Source organism: Mucilaginibacter auburnensis (genome assembly GCF_002797815.1).
GTDB classification, from domain to species: Bacteria; Bacteroidota; Bacteroidia; order Sphingobacteriales; family Sphingobacteriaceae; genus Mucilaginibacter; species Mucilaginibacter auburnensis.
In genome coordinates this window covers 410,663-424,913 of the sequence record NZ_PGFJ01000002.1, presented here as the reverse complement: position 1 = coordinate 424,913, position 14,251 = coordinate 410,663, and the positions used below count along the sequence as shown (strand labels likewise).

Genomic DNA, 14,251 nt, shown 5'->3' with positions numbered 1-14,251 from the left:
TCCACCAGATAATTGGCAACATTTGAATTGACAACAAATGTCGCAGGTAGCTTTAGCGTAGTTTTGCTAATGGTATCAGAATTGGCTCCAACAGCATAGATATTGGCTGGTACTTGCGCAAGCTTGCCTTTTACATAGCTTTTTATGCTGATAGTGTCTGCAACCAATTCATGGTTAATAGTGTAATTTTCATACTTGAAGTTTATATATGCAGATTCGTTCCGGCTCTCGTTGTTTGAGTTTAGGAAGTTTGCTTCTATACGATAGTTGATGTTGGCTTTAGGGAAAATGGAATCAGGAATAATCACCTTTGTTTCACCAATGGTTTCTAACTGAACATTTTTTGTCCAAAGTGTATCCGGAACAAAAACGTTGGGTGCTTTATAAATTGCTACGTTGCTGCGCGTTAACGTTAATTCAACTCTTCCATCCTGTACAGGTAGATCGTTCTCGTCAACAGCCTTCAAATAAACAGCAAGCGGTATGCCAGTGCTATGTTCTTTTTTATCGGTTCGTATGGAGAAGTTGGTTGATTTAAGCTCATATTCTTCGTAAGTAAATTTCGCCGCGGCAAATACCTTTCTATTTTTGGCCAGGTATTCATCATCTTCCATGTCGCCATCATAGTTTTCGGTGTTAAACTTAGCGCTTGACGGATCTTCTAACGAAATAAAGTAGTCATCATCAAGATCAAGATCCAAACTATCCGTCAATACAAAACTGTGCTCAAATCCACCATCACGATAACTGTTAACGTAGCCCAATATTTTGCCATCATCGCTTTCATCATCCTGTATCCGCACCAATAATCTCTTTTCACTTATGGGTTTTCCATTTTTGCCAAGGATGAACGCTTTGAATTTTACAGTATCACGAGGTTTGTATAAAGGTTTATTAAATGCCATGAATGATTTGTAATCATTGATAACCTGCAAGCGTTGCCTGTATCGCCAGCTATTGTTTTTGCGAGTGAACAGGCGTTTTATTCGATACCACTTGTTTCTAAACCAATTCATGGTAAAAGGAGCGACGCGATAGTTGTGGGCGACATCACTCTGATCAATATTAAAATAATTGATCACACCTTCGTAGTCCGCACGTAATAAAGCCGATTTCCTGACTGACGTACGATAAGTGCCGGTTTTTTTATCAAACTTAGGGGCTCTGTTATTTATAGTTACGGATATATTGAGTTGCTTGCCTGCGGCATCAGTCATTATAAAACGTGTGTCAATATTATTGCGCAGAATTTTAGGCCATGCTGTGTGGTTTTCAACTAACCTGTATTGTAGTTTATTTTCATTGGCCCAAACTAAAAGGTAGTTGCCCGGCGGTAGCGTGTTGTTCCAATGAAGGTCGGTTTTAAATGAGTCAACAGGGTTTTTTAGCCACTTATCATCAAACGGCTTTTTACCGGATTTAAACTTTAGTAAAACTTCAGCATTGGTGCATTTGTAGATGTAAGTATATAAGCTGCTTCTCCTACTATTAGTTAATGGCTTTTGGGCCATTGTTATTGAACAGCAGAACAACAGTAGGATTGAAAATATAATATAAGTTTTTCTCATCGGTTTAGGTATGCCGGTAATTATTTATATAATAAATATAGAAAAATCATCCGAGAAGCTATGTGCTATTTCCCTAAATTAACTTTAGGTTTGCAAGTAACAGTTTGTCTGCCTACTTAATAAATAAAGCCCATGTGGTACAATAATATACTCGAAACGATAGGCAACACGCCTTTAGTCAAATTGAATAAAATAGCTAAGGATATACCTGCAACGGTTTTGGCTAAGATTGAGACCACTAATCCGGGTAACTCTATCAAAGATAGAATGGCGCTTAAAATGATAGAAGACGCCGAAAAAAGCGGCAAGCTTAAACCAGGCGGAACCATTATTGAAGGCACATCGGGCAACACGGGTATGGGTTTGGCCATTGCGGCCGTTATAAAAGGTTATAAATGTATTTTCACCAGTACAGATAAGCAATCAAAAGAGAAGTTTGATGCCCTGCGCGCCTTTGGTGCAGAAGTAATTGTTTGCCCAACCAATGTTGACCCCGAAGATCCGCGGTCTTATTATTCTGTTTCTTCGAGGTTAGAGAGGGAAGTGCCCAATTCATGGAAGCCGAATCAGTATGATAATTTGTCTAACTCTCAGGCGCACTATGAAACAACCGGTCCCGAAATTTGGGAACAGACCGAGGGCAAGATCACGCATTTGATTGCAGGAGTGGGTACAGGCGGCACAATTTCGGGTATTGCTAAATATTTAAAGGAGAAAAATCCGGCTTTACAAATATTGGGTATTGACACTTACGGTTCTGTATTTAAAAAATATAAGGAGACCGGAGAGTTTGATAAGAACGAGATCTACCCATACATTACCGAAGGGATCGGCGAAGATTTTCTGCCGGCCAACGTTAATTTTGATCTGATAGATCACTTTGAAAAGGTAACCGACAAAGACGCCGCGTTAATGACGCGTGAGATAGCGCGGAAGGAGGGTATATTCGCAGGAAACTCAACAGGCTCGGCAATTGCGGGTTTGTTGCAGATGAAAGACCGGTTTAAGGAGGGTGATGTTGTGGTGATCATTTTCCCTGATCATGGTACGCGTTACCTTGGCAAAATGTATAACGACGACTGGCTACGCGACCGTGGGTTCCTGAAAGATGAAAAACTGACCGCGCGCGATATTATCCGCAAAAAGGAAAGTCCGGAGATCATTACAATTGATGTAGACAAAACAGTTTTAGAGGCAATTAACACTATAAAATCTTTGAATATTTCACAGATACCGGTTACACAGCAGGGAATGGTGATAGGTAAAATAACGGAGAGCGATATTTTGGATGCTTTGCTTGAAAATCCCTCACTGAAATCTCAACCGGTAAAAAATATAACCACAGCGCCGTTCCCGTTTGTTGATTTGAATGCCTCTATTGATAAAATTTCAGGTATGATCAATAAAGAAAATATTGCTGTTTTGGTGGAAGATGAACAAGGCAAGATTGAGATCATTACGCAGTATGATATTATTAATGCTATATCTGGGTAGGAATAAGTTAAAAGTATCGGTCACTAATCCATTTTAATCCAGTGCAGTTTACATCATAAAAATTAAAGCCTATGTCCAGGATTAAAGGTTTATTATTAACCATAAATTTATAATATCTGCCATCTGTGTATAGTACTTCCTCCTTTTTTGAATATTCATTCTCTGACCTAAAGCTAAATTTGGTTTTGAAGCGATGATTTACAGGCTTGCCCTTTAACAGATAAGTGAACAAAAGAAATTCGTCTGAAGGTTTCATATCAATAACTTTATCGCCGGCGTGAAATCTCAGATCAAGGTTTTTTAGATGGTTTGGCACTTTTTCTTCTTTTAGTTTTATCTGTTGATATAAATTCTCTAAAGGAATATATGCCCACCTTAGCTCCCGTGATTGATCGTGATCGCTGTTATATATAGTTTTGAATACTTTTCCATCCTTTATAAAAGTAGTAGACATTGCCATCGCATCTATGTGGTGCGGTAGCTTTCCCATAGTATCAATTCTTAATTTGCTGAAGTTGAGCTCAAGTTCTTTATAAACTTTTCTGGAAATAGTGCCCGTATACAAGCCTATCTTTGAAGTGTTGTACACACCCCGGAAAATTACTCGTCCACTTATGTCGATACTAATAGAAAATGCCGGGCATTCACCAAAACAGCCACTTGAAGTAAGGACTATTGTTTCAAAAAGAGGTTGTTGTCTATAAGGCTCTATCCGTCGGTACGTAAATTTGATACCATTATAAACCAATTGCATTGAGCTACCTTCTAAGTTTATTACTTGGAAATTATACCACTTCTTATCGCTCAAATTAAATAGGGATAGATTTTGACCTGTTAGTTTGAATTGGCTTGAACTGCCCAGGTAAATTTTTAAATTACCTGATCTTTTAAAGAATCCATCTTTGATGCGGTAGGTATGATTTTCGAAAAAGCTCAAGCCTTCAATTCTTGGTGGATATCTGACAGTTTTGCCGGACTTTTCAGTAGTGTAACTTCGAATTACCCAATCTCCCAAAATATGGTTCTTATTAAATATTTGAGCTTTTACAGCATAGCCCGATGTTAACAGTAACATTAATAAGAATAGGAAGCGTTTCATGACAAGGTTAAATGGTGGTAAATATTACGCTACCACTTCTTAAATATAACAAACACCGCTAAAACTATCAACCCGAAGCCTGCCAGATGGTTCCAGGCAAATTTTTCGGTTTTGAAAAATACAATGGAAAATATCATGAAAATGGTTAGAGTAATGGCTTCCTGAATGGTTTTTAATTGTACCAGACTATAGGGGCCGCCATCGCCCTTAAAGCCTAAGCGGTTGGCCGGTACCTGAAAAACGTATTCAAAAAATGCCAGTCCCCAACTTATGAGAATTATGGAGATCAGTCCCAGATTTTTGCCCCAATCGTAATCTTTAAATTTTAAATGACCGTACCAGGCAAAGGTCATAAAGGTGTTGGATATGATCAGAAAGATAATGGTTTTAAGTCCGCGCATATAATAAATTAAAAGCGTAAATGTAAAACCAATAAGCAAATAAAACTATTTCTTGTTTGCTAATTGTTGCCGATAAAATTCATAAAACTCCGGCTTAGGTTCCAGTAGAAAAATGCCGGTTCCTTTTTCGCGCGCGTAGGTGTGTGTTATACTATCTAACTTCCTATAGTTATGCAGCATCGGTTTGTAAAACTGCATATCTTCATCGCCGGTATCGCCCACATAAATAACATATTTGGCGTTAATTCTGGCAGGTGCCCACAATGAAAAACTGCTGCTCAAGCTAATGGGTTGAGGCAATTGATGCTGCTTACCTAAATGTCGCAGCGCGCCGGCTTCACCATAATTAGTGGCATAAATAATGGTTTGTTTTTGTTGCTCGGGATTAAAGCTGTTGTATGCGTGAGCAACCTTTTGTGCCAGCTCGTCCCAGCCCAGCATATCGGCGTAGTCCTGCGTGGTAGCATGTTGTTTTTGATCTTCCCATATAGTTATATCTTTTAAATTCAGATACTTAAAATAAGCCAGTGTGCTGTTAAATGTTAATAGCGGCAACACTACCGGAATAAGTATAAGATTAGGAATAACAAATACCGCCAAAATGGCAAAACGCACGCTGCGTGATGACTTTATCCATCTGTCAAAGCCAAATCCGCCTGCAGCAAATAACATGGGGTAGGCGCCAAACATATAGTAGTTTTTACCATTCATCTCCATCAAAAACAAAAAAATAATGATGTAAGCAAATGCCAGGAATTGAAACTTACGTAACTTGAATGATAGCAGTAAAAAGAAAAATCCGGTTAGCCAGATAACTACTGCGATGCCGTGAGACATTAGCTGTTGTTTGGTGAAATCAAGCGGTTTGATAAAGTCAAGCTGCGTTTTTTTAAGCTCATTCATATGGCTCAAAACCGGCCAGTTGTGATGATATTGCCAAAGTAAATTGGGCAGGAAAATAACAAACGCTAAAAGGGCTGCTCCGGCAACGTGTCGGTTGTAGAGCAGGCGGCGTTGTTTAGTAAACAATAGGGAAACAATAAGTGCGCCAGCAAAAAAGCCTGTAGTATATTTGGTTAGCATACCTACGCCCACAACCAATCCAATAAAATACAGGTATTTAGGTGATGAATCATTGTTTACATACTTAACAAGCAACCAAACCATAAGTACCCACCAAAGCTGGTCAAACACTACCGGTTGGAACAGATAACCGGTTGCCGTCATACCAGGCGAAAATATAACCGCTGAGCACGCTAATGCAATAGCGAACTTTTTACCGCCCATTTCTACGGTTAATTTGCCGGTTAACCATACAATTAGAGCTGCGCAGATGGTGGTAATGATCCTGGCGCCGAAAACAGAATCGCCGAAGAGCATGAGGTTGATCCTGGCCACTAAAGCAATAAATGGAGGCACTTCTTTATAACCCCAATCCATATGGTCAGCCAAAGCAAGGTGGAGTAATTCATCGCGGTGAAAGCCAAAACGTGATATAGCCAGCAGATTAAGAGCCACTTTTACACATACAAAAACCATTATAAAGTTGTTGTAGCTTGATCTTCTGTTTAGATATGGCATTTAGAAAATAATGGGTTTTGATAAAGATATGTAATTGAGGTAAAAGGTGAAAGCTAAAAGGTAAAAGGTTTTGCCTAACTTTAATTTAAATGAAACTCTACATTAAGAATATGGTGTGCCGCCGTTGTGTGATAGCAGTTGAAAAGCTAGTTGCCAATGCTGGTTTCCAAGTACAAAATATAAGCTTAGGCGAGGTAATTATTAGTGAGGATCCGGATTATGTAGCACTCGAGCATTTGAATCAAACGTTACATCACCTCGGTTTTGAGTTGATAGATGATCGCCGAAGTCGTTTAATTGAGAAGGTAAAGAGCCTTATAATACATGTAGTTCATCATAGCGATAGTCCACTTGAGTTAAATGTATCCGAATACCTTGCACAGGAGATGAACTATGACTATAAGTACCTCAGCAACTTGTTTTCTGAAGTAGAAGGTAACACCATTGAGAATTTTTTTATCAGCCAAAAAATAGAAAAGATAAAGGAATTGCTTACCTATGATGAATTGAGTCTTAAAGAGATAGCTTTTAAATTAAGCTACAGCAGCCCTGCCTATCTTTCCAGTCAGTTTAAAAAACATACCGGCTTTACGCCCGGACATTTCAAAGCTGTAAAAGCGAACAAGCGTATTTTTGTTGACAACCTGTAAATGTTATAATATTAGCTGAAAATGTTGTAAGAGGTGGGGCTACAGTTAAGGGTAGTTTTGTAGTAAATAATCAAAAGCTATGAAACATACCTATCAAATCACCGGGATGACCTGTTCGGGTTGTCAAAATAAAGTACAGCAATTATTGGGTGCTGTGCCAAACGTAACCGGGGTTAGCATTAACCTGCCAACTGGCGAGACTGTAATTACAATGAGCAGCCATGTTAGTACAGCTACCTTAAAAGATGCTTTAAAAAATTATCCTAAATATCAACTGGAAGAAATGCAGGAAGAAATGCCTGTTTATATAGCGGAAGTGGAGCTACCCAAAACATGGCTGCAAACCTATAAACCCATCCTGCTGATATTTGCTTACATAAGCGCTGTCGCAATTATTGTAGGGGCTCACGGTAGCGGTTTTCACTGGCATTTAGCCATGCGCGTTTTTATGGCAGGCTTCTTTTTAGTATTCTCTTTTTTTAAGATGCTTAACCTGGATGGCTTTGCCGATACCTATGTAATGTATGATGTTATTGCCAGGAAATTCAAACCATGGGCATATTTGTATGCGTTTATTGAATTGGGCTTGGGATTGGCATTTGCCCTTAACACTTATCCCGTAATTACCAATGTGGTAACGTTGGTTGTAATGAGTGTAAGCATAATAGGCGTATTGCAAACAGTACTTAACAAACGCAGCATTCAATGTGCTTGTTTGGGGGCTGTGTTCAACTTGCCCATGAGTACGGTAACCATTATTGAGGATGGTTTGATGATTGCAATGAGTGCTGTTGCTTTAATTTACTTGTAAAGAACAAAAGATAAAAAGGCAAAAGTACCTTCTACCTTTCGCCTTTATCTTTGTACGAGAACTGCTTATATCCTCTTAATATCCGCTCCTAAAGCTTTCAAACGTTTATCAATGTGCTGATAACCGCGTTCTATTTGCTCAATGTTGTAAATAGTTGATTTACCTTGCGCAGAAAGTGCGGCTATCAACAAGGATACACCGGCACGAATATCAGGAGAGGTCATGGAAATACCTCTTAATTGTACCTGCTTATCCAAGCCAATAACAGTGGCGCGGTGCGGATCGCAAAGAATGATTTGGGCACCCATATCCAGCAACTTGTCAACGAAGAACAAGCGGCTCTCAAACATTTTCTGGTGGATCAATACGGACCCTTTGGCTTGTATTGCAACAACAAGAACGATGCTCAAAAGGTCGGGGGTGAAGCCCGGCCATGGCGCATCGGCAATGGTCATGATAGAACCATCAATAAACGTTTCTATCTCATAGTGTTCTTGTGCAGGAATAAAGATATCATCACCACGCAGTTCTAATTTAATACCTAAGCGTTTAAATATATCAGGTATTATACCCAGTTCTTTATACTGAACATCTTTAATGGTAATTTCAGAGCCTGTCATAGCTGCCAAACCGATGAATGATCCTATCTCGATCATATCCGGCAACATGCGGTGCTCGGTTCCGTGTAGTTCTGTAACGCCTTCGATGGTTAACAGGTTGGAACCTATACCGCTAATTTTTGCGCCCATGCGGTTAAGCATTTTGCAAAGCTGTTGCAGATAAGGTTCGCAGGCCGCGTTGTAAATAGTAGTAGTGCCTTTAGCTAAAACAGCCGCCATAACTATATTAGCAGTGCCTGTTACCGAAGCTTCATCCAACAAAATATAGGTGCCCTGCAGGTTAGAAGCATCCACATTGAAAAAGCCGTCCTCCGGATTGTAATTAAATTTAGCCCCCAGTTTTTCAAAACCTAAAAAGTGGGTATCTAACCTTCTTCTTCCAATTTTGTCGCCGCCGGGTTTAGGTATTGCAGCCTTGCCAAAACGAGCCAGTAACGGGCCAACTATCATAATGGATCCGCGTAAGCTGCCACCTTTCGCCTTAAAGGCGGGCGACTGGAAAAAGTCAAGATCAATGTTTTTAGCCTCAAACGTGTAGGTGTCGGGTTTCAGGCGTTCAACACGCACACCCATATCACCTAAAAGTTCAATCAGCTTATTTACGTCCTTAATGTCAGGTATATTGCTTATGGTTATTTTCTCGCTGGTAAGCAGCACGGCAGACAATATTTGCAATGCCTCATTTTTTGCACCTTGCGGAGTTATTTCTCCCTTTAAAGGCTTACCGCCAATTATTTCGAAAGCGTTAGTCATGTTTTTAATTTATTTAAGTCCATAGACCATGGTCGATAGTCCATGGTGGTTATTGATGAAATTAACCATGGACTATGATCTATCGACCATCAACTATTAGTGTTTTTTCTGTCCGCTGTTGTTACGGTTACGGTTTTGGTTGTTGTTATTATTGTTGTTGCGGTTGCGGTTTTGGTTATTATTGTTACTACCGCCACCACCACCGCGGTTTTGCGTATTATTGTTTCTGCCACGGTTATTTTGCTCTTTAACAGGAGCACGGTACTCCACCTTACTTAGGCTAATGTTTTCATCAACCTGTAATTCGCCTTTTGATAAAGCAACTAGGTCTGAAAGGATAATTTCATCAGAAACAGAATCTTTATTCCACTGCACATAGGCCATCTTCATAAAGTTAGCTATAGCCTGCACCATATGGCGTTTACGCTCCGGCTCTTCTATTGCTTTAGCTTTTTCAATCATCATCTCAATGGTTTTGCCGTAATGACGATACCTGATGCGTTGATTAGGATAACGCAATGGTTCTGGTTTAAACCGGATGGCATCCATAGCGGGTTTTGGGTAGGGCGAGTCTACATCTATCTTAAAATCAGATATGATGTGCAAGTGATCCCACAGTTTATGTTTAAAGTCGGCCACGTCGCGCAGGTGAGGATTTAAAAAACCCATCAGATCTATCACTACCTGCGCGTAGCGGTTGCGTTCTTCTTTAGTGGGTAACGCAACAATATACTTAACCATATTTTGTACGTTACGGCCATATTCAGACAGGATTAGCTTGTTCCTGGTTGAATTATAATCAAATTCAGGCGTGCTGTTTTGAGCCATGTTAATTTTGTTTTTAAGAAAGTTTTAAGTTAGCCAGATAGGTTTCCTGTATAAAGGCAACGTAGACTAAAATTGAATTGTATTACTGAAATGTAGTACAGCAAATATAAGTTATTTGTTTTTGAATTTGCAAGAGGCTTGAGTTCGGATTTAGGACGTTTGATTTTGGATTTTTTTGTTTGAATTACCTCTATTCAAATTTCATTATTCGATATTTATAAAAATTTACTGCCATGGAGATTACCCATACCGATATATACCGCTTTAGCATAAAAATGGAACCGTTTACCATTGCTACAGGCACCATGGATTATGCGCAGAATGTTTTTATACGCGTACATACTGATAGCGGCATTTATGGAGTAGGAGAGTGTTCGGCTTTCCCAATGATTGTTGGCGAAACGCAGGAAACCTGTCTGGCCATGGCACGTGAGTTTGCCCGGTTGTGGAAAAGAGAGGATGCTTTGGATATACCGGCGCGCCTGCAACAACTGCATAATTTTACAGCTGGTAATACCACTATAAAAAGCGCGTTTGATATGGCTTTGTACGATATTGCGGCAAAGAATGCTGGTTTACCCTTATATAAATATTTAGGAGGGGAAAGACGTAAAGTGGAAACTGATATTACCATCGGTATTGGCACCCCTCAGGATATGGCTAATAAAGCGCTTGAGTTTAAACAAAACGGAGCTTCTGTTTTAAAGGTAAAACTGGGTAAAAAAGCAACGGATGACGTTGAGCGCATCCGCGTGATACGGCAAGCCGTTGGTAAGGATATGAAGATAAGGGTGGATGCTAACCAAGGCTGGACTTTTGATGCAGCAGTTTACGCATTACAGGCGATTGGAAGATATAATATTGAGTTTTGCGAACAACCAATGCGCACATGGTATAACGACCGTCTGACTGAATTAATGAGTCTTTCGCCGGTTAAAATAATGGCAGATGAAAGCGTGTACAATCACCACGACGCACGTGTGCAGATCAATAGCGGATCTTGTCATTACATTAACATCAAGTTCTCTAAATCAGGAGGAATATGCGAAGCCATTAAAATACATGATACCGCTGCCGAAAAGAACATCCCTTGCATGATGGGTGGAATGCTGGAAAGCCGAATAGCTTTGAGTGCTAAGTTGCACTTTGTTTACAGCAGCCCCAACATAAAATTCTTTGATATGGATACTTGTATGATAGGTCATTTGGAGGACCCATGCGTTGGCGGTGTTCGGTACAAGGGATACTTTTTAGACATTAATGATGCTCCCGGAATTGGCGCTGATGGTGATGATGCATTTTTAGCCGAATGTGAGCGGTTTACGGTTTAAGATGGTTATAATTAAATATCCCTTGTGCGCCGCTGGGGTTTTTCCGACATTTACCTCATATGATTGAATACAATCCGAAAAGCTGGTTTACCTTCATTTTTAGAATACACAAAGCCGATACCTTCCGCAAGCTGCTCCCGCTAATGATCGGGATTGCTGTTTATTCGTGGATAATTGTTTACCTTGAAACTACGGTTTTTAAGCTTGGTGAAAGCAGCCATATTAAAAACATTGGCTTGGTGCATACCATACTGAGCTTTGTTATCTCTATGCTTTTGGTTTTCCGCACCAATACTGCTTACGATAGGTGGTGGGAGGCGCGCAGGGTGTTGGGCAGTTTGACCAATACCTGCCGCAATCTGGCTATAAAGCTGAAAGCCATCAACATTGGTGCAGCCGACAAGCAGTTCTTTGCTGCGGGTATACCAATGTATGCAGATGCTTTACGTATGCACTTGCGCAACGAGCGTTGGACTAACCTCAATTCAATAGTTGCAAATATTGACGCTGATAAGCACGTGCCTAATCAAATAGCTGTAGCCTTAACCGGAAAGATTTACCACCTGCATCGCGAAGGCGTTATAGACCGTGAGGAACTGCTGTTGATCGGCCCTGACCTGGCTGCCCTTACCGATATTATAGGTGCCGGCGAACGTATCAAAACAACACCCATACCGTTCTCTTACAGTGTATTTATTAAGAAGTTTATCTTCTTTTTTGTGATGACGCTGCCTTATGGCTGGTCGTTTAGTTTGGGGTATCTGGTAGTGCCTTTGGTGGCTTTTGTGCTGTTTGTGCTGGCCAGCCTGGAACTGATTGCCGAAGAAATAGAAGACCCCTTTGGCTATGATGCCAACGACCTGCCGGTTGACCGAATTTGCAGCAACATACACAAACATGTGGGGGAGTTGTTGAATTAATAGAACTAATAGCTTATGAGTAATACCTTCAAAATATTCTGTGCTGACAACCTGCCTTTTTTAGATGAGGTAAAGCACCTTTTTACCAACGTAGAGATAGATTGCTGGACCGAACCTACAACTATTACCGCTGATGCCTACCGCAACGCGTTTAAAACTTATGATGGCGTTATTACCATCCACTCGGTTAGGATAGATGATAAGTTGTTTGATGATGAGTTCAGGGTGAAGGTTATATCAACCTATGGAACCGGTCAGGATTATTTAGATAAGCCGTTTTTGGCTTCCAAAGGAATAAAGGTAATTGGTATATATGATGAGCACGTTTATTCAACTGCCGAGTTAACGCTTGCCCTGGCCCTCAATTGTATCCGCAATATCAGCACCTCTAACAACTATGTTAAGAGCGGGGAATGGAACAGCACCGGGCTCACCCTGTTTATGGGCGATAACCTGTACAACAAAACCTGGGGTATTATGGGCATGGGCAAAATAGGCCTAAAACTGGCCGAAATGCTGAAAGTGTTTAACTGCAACGTTATCTATACCGCTAACAGCGACCATAACAATGGCTATGAATATTGCACTAAGGAGGACCTGCTAAAACGCAGCGACATTGTGTCCCTGCATATCCCGTTAAAGGAAGATACCGTTAACTACATTAATGAGGGAGAGCTGAACCTGATGAAGAAGAACGCTATACTTGTTAACGTAGCACGCGGCAAAGTTATCAACAACGCCAAGCTTTATCAGTTCCTTAAAGATGGGAGAATAGCCTCAGCTGCCCTGGATGTGACCGACCCCGAGCCGATCAGTGATCCGGATGTGGTGAATATACCCAACCTGTTAATAACGCCACATATTGGCACAGCCGCAGCCTATGCGCGTAAGGAAATGACACGGGCCGCTATAAGCAATTTGATAAGTTTATTGGAAGAGTAGGCCTTGTAATATCGTCTCATCGTCTCACTGTGTATGTGAGACGATGTGAGACGATATTTTTTATAAAATTTTAACTGTCAGTAACTTGTATGTTTTTAGTGAAACGAAAATGAAACGAGTGAAACGATTTTTCTAACTCCCTTCCGCAACAAACGATACTTTTTCGGGCTCCCTCAAAAGTTCTGTAATGGCTGCTTTAACTATCTTGCTGCGCATGTGCGACGAGTGCTTGGGGTTAACAATGTAAATAAGCACCACCTCCACCCAGTTGTTCTCATGTATCCTGAAATTAACAAAGGGGAACTCCTTAATGTCAATATCATCCACCGGCGTCTCTGATATATGGTCGCGCATGTCTTGTACATGCTCTTTGGTTTCGGCATCTAATTGTTGAAGGGTGATGATGCGGAGCTTTTTCTCCACCCAATCCAGATCGCTGTTAAAGGTGATGTAAAACGAGATCTCGTTCCAAACCAGCGGGTACTTTTGCCACGAATAGTTATAAACCTGACTTTGAAAGATCAAACTGTTCGGAAATCGTATAAGCCGACCACTGGGCAGATCGCTTGTCATTAAATTACCTGCAAATTCCCATAGCGTAGTGTCTAAAAAGTTGATCTCTACCACATCGCCGTTAAAACTGCCCACCTGTATGCGGTCGCCTACTTTAAACGGTCCTCTTAAAACAATGTAGAACCAACCAATGAGCGAAGAAATTGGCGTTTGCAGAGCAAAACCCAGTAGTAATGATATTAACCCTAATGATACGGCTGCAGTGTACCAGTTAGCATTCAGAAATGATATGAAGATAAAGACGATGATAATGAAGGTGACCAGCCTGGTAAACTGAATGAGGTTGTATAAAAGTCCTTTTTCTAATGAGCCTTTAGCAATTTGCCCCTGCACAAACCTCGAAACGATCAATATCCCGAAGCTAAAGGCCCCGGCGTACAAAATGTTATTTAATAACTGATGGTAACTGCCAATAAAGTTGAAGGGCTTTAAACGGATAACAAAAGTTGCCCCAATACAAACTACGGCCGCAATAAGATAAGCACTTATTTTAACCCGTTTACTTTCCTCGTTGTGTAATTTACGTATGGTCTCCTTTTGTTCGGCTGTGGCCGTTTGTTCTTTGATTTCCATTTACTTATCGGCAGTTTATCATTAAACAGAAATGATAAAAGCAGTATTTAAGTTTTGAAAAGAATAGTACAAAAAGGAGTAACAGGCACGGGTTTCGCCGCAATGTC

The 14,251-nt window shown here is 40.5% G+C and carries 12 protein-coding genes; 6 read left to right on the top strand and 6 right to left on the bottom strand.

The window, feature by feature from the left end:
* Nucleotides 1–1,700: 1,700 nt before the first annotated feature.
* Nucleotides 1,701–3,062, top strand: coding sequence for a pyridoxal-phosphate dependent enzyme (locus CLV57_RS12495; RefSeq protein ID WP_100341731.1), 1,362 nt, complete (start codon nt 1,701–1,703; stop codon nt 3,060–3,062).
* Nucleotides 3,063–3,069: 7 nt separating this feature from the next.
* On the opposite strand, the gene CLV57_RS12490 is transcribed toward CLV57_RS12495, so the two are convergent.
* Genes CLV57_RS12490 through CLV57_RS12480 form a run of 3 tightly spaced genes read right to left on the bottom strand, consistent with a single transcriptional unit; the run spans nt 3,070 to nt 6,143 of the window.
* Nucleotides 3,070–4,161, bottom strand: a complete 1,092-nt coding sequence (locus tag CLV57_RS12490) for a DUF6438 domain-containing protein (protein ID WP_100341730.1) — start codon at nt 4,159–4,161, stop codon at nt 3,070–3,072.
* Between the two features lie 29 nt (nt 4,162–4,190).
* Nucleotides 4,191–4,562 (bottom strand): DMT family protein, encoded by a 372-nt coding sequence (locus CLV57_RS12485; RefSeq protein ID WP_100341729.1) that lies wholly within the window; start codon nt 4,560–4,562, stop codon nt 4,191–4,193.
* A 45-nt stretch (nt 4,563–4,607) separates the two neighbouring features.
* A complete protein-coding gene (locus CLV57_RS12480) occupies nt 4,608–6,143 on the bottom strand; it encodes a glycosyltransferase family 39 protein (protein ID WP_100341728.1) in 1,536 nt (511 codons plus the stop codon).
* A gap of 89 nt (nt 6,144–6,232) precedes the next feature.
* Between CLV57_RS12480 and CLV57_RS12475 the strand changes: the two genes are divergently transcribed.
* The gene (locus tag CLV57_RS12475; protein ID WP_100341727.1) at nt 6,233–6,793 is read left to right on the top strand and encodes a helix-turn-helix domain-containing protein; all 561 of its coding nucleotides are present in this window, start codon (nt 6,233–6,235) and stop codon (nt 6,791–6,793) included.
* Between the two features lie 79 nt (nt 6,794–6,872).
* The gene (locus CLV57_RS12470; protein WP_100341726.1) at nt 6,873–7,604 is read left to right on the top strand and encodes a heavy-metal-associated domain-containing protein; all 732 of its coding nucleotides are present in this window, start codon (nt 6,873–6,875) and stop codon (nt 7,602–7,604) included.
* A 65-nt stretch (nt 7,605–7,669) separates the two neighbouring features.
* On the opposite strand, the gene murA is transcribed toward CLV57_RS12470, so the two are convergent.
* Nucleotides 7,670–8,977 carry a UDP-N-acetylglucosamine 1-carboxyvinyltransferase gene (gene murA, locus CLV57_RS12465; RefSeq protein ID WP_100341725.1) on the bottom strand — a complete coding sequence of 436 codons (1,308 nt, stop codon included), beginning with the start codon at nt 8,975–8,977 and terminating at the stop codon, nt 7,670–7,672.
* A 96-nt stretch (nt 8,978–9,073) separates the two neighbouring features.
* Entirely contained in the window at nt 9,074–9,805 is a 732-nt protein-coding gene (locus tag CLV57_RS12460) for a DUF4290 domain-containing protein (RefSeq protein ID WP_100341724.1), read from the bottom strand.
* A 233-nt stretch (nt 9,806–10,038) separates the two neighbouring features.
* Here CLV57_RS12460 and CLV57_RS12455 point away from each other — a divergent pair, with 233 nt between their 5' ends.
* Genes CLV57_RS12455 through CLV57_RS12445 form a run of 3 tightly spaced genes read left to right on the top strand, consistent with a single transcriptional unit; the run spans nt 10,039 to nt 12,998 of the window.
* On the top strand, nt 10,039–11,136 hold the full coding sequence (locus CLV57_RS12455) for a mandelate racemase/muconate lactonizing enzyme family protein (protein WP_100341723.1): 1,098 nt from the start codon (nt 10,039–10,041) through the stop codon (nt 11,134–11,136).
* Nucleotides 11,137–11,195: 59 nt separating this feature from the next.
* On the top strand, nt 11,196–12,056 hold the full coding sequence (locus CLV57_RS12450) for a bestrophin family protein (protein ID WP_100341722.1): 861 nt from the start codon (nt 11,196–11,198) through the stop codon (nt 12,054–12,056).
* Nucleotides 12,057–12,071: 15 nt separating this feature from the next.
* The gene (locus CLV57_RS12445; protein ID WP_100341721.1) at nt 12,072–12,998 is read left to right on the top strand and encodes an NAD(P)-dependent oxidoreductase; all 927 of its coding nucleotides are present in this window, start codon (nt 12,072–12,074) and stop codon (nt 12,996–12,998) included.
* 132 nt (nt 12,999–13,130) lie between these two features.
* On the opposite strand, the gene CLV57_RS12440 is transcribed toward CLV57_RS12445, so the two are convergent.
* Nucleotides 13,131–14,144 carry a mechanosensitive ion channel family protein gene (locus tag CLV57_RS12440; protein WP_100341720.1) on the bottom strand — a complete coding sequence of 338 codons (1,014 nt, stop codon included), beginning with the start codon at nt 14,142–14,144 and terminating at the stop codon, nt 13,131–13,133.
* Between the last annotated feature and the right edge of the window lie 107 nt (nt 14,145–14,251).

Bases quoted from the DNA above. Each gene is read 5' to 3' on its own strand.
- CLV57_RS12490 (WP_100341730.1), bottom strand. From the start codon at position 4,161: ATGAAACGCTTCCTATTCTTATTAATGTTACTGTTAACATCGGGCTAT.
- CLV57_RS12440 (WP_100341720.1), bottom strand. From the start codon at position 14,144: ATGGAAATCAAAGAACAAACGGCCACAGCCGAACAAAAGGAGACCATA.
- CLV57_RS12470 (WP_100341726.1), top strand. From the start codon at position 6,873: ATGAAACATACCTATCAAATCACCGGGATGACCTGTTCGGGTTGTCAA.
- CLV57_RS12495 (WP_100341731.1), top strand. From the start codon at position 1,701: ATGTGGTACAATAATATACTCGAAACGATAGGCAACACGCCTTTAGTC.
- CLV57_RS12460 (WP_100341724.1), bottom strand. From the start codon at position 9,805: ATGGCTCAAAACAGCACGCCTGAATTTGATTATAATTCAACCAGGAAC.
- CLV57_RS12480 (WP_100341728.1), bottom strand. From the start codon at position 6,143: ATGCCATATCTAAACAGAAGATCAAGCTACAACAACTTTATAATGGTT.
- CLV57_RS12455 (WP_100341723.1), top strand. From the start codon at position 10,039: ATGGAGATTACCCATACCGATATATACCGCTTTAGCATAAAAATGGAA.
- murA (WP_100341725.1), bottom strand. From the start codon at position 8,977: ATGACTAACGCTTTCGAAATAATTGGCGGTAAGCCTTTAAAGGGAGAA.
- CLV57_RS12450 (WP_100341722.1), top strand. From the start codon at position 11,196: ATGATTGAATACAATCCGAAAAGCTGGTTTACCTTCATTTTTAGAATA.
- CLV57_RS12445 (WP_100341721.1), top strand. From the start codon at position 12,072: ATGAGTAATACCTTCAAAATATTCTGTGCTGACAACCTGCCTTTTTTA.
- CLV57_RS12485 (WP_100341729.1), bottom strand. From the start codon at position 4,562: ATGCGCGGACTTAAAACCATTATCTTTCTGATCATATCCAACACCTTT.
- CLV57_RS12475 (WP_100341727.1), top strand. From the start codon at position 6,233: ATGAAACTCTACATTAAGAATATGGTGTGCCGCCGTTGTGTGATAGCA.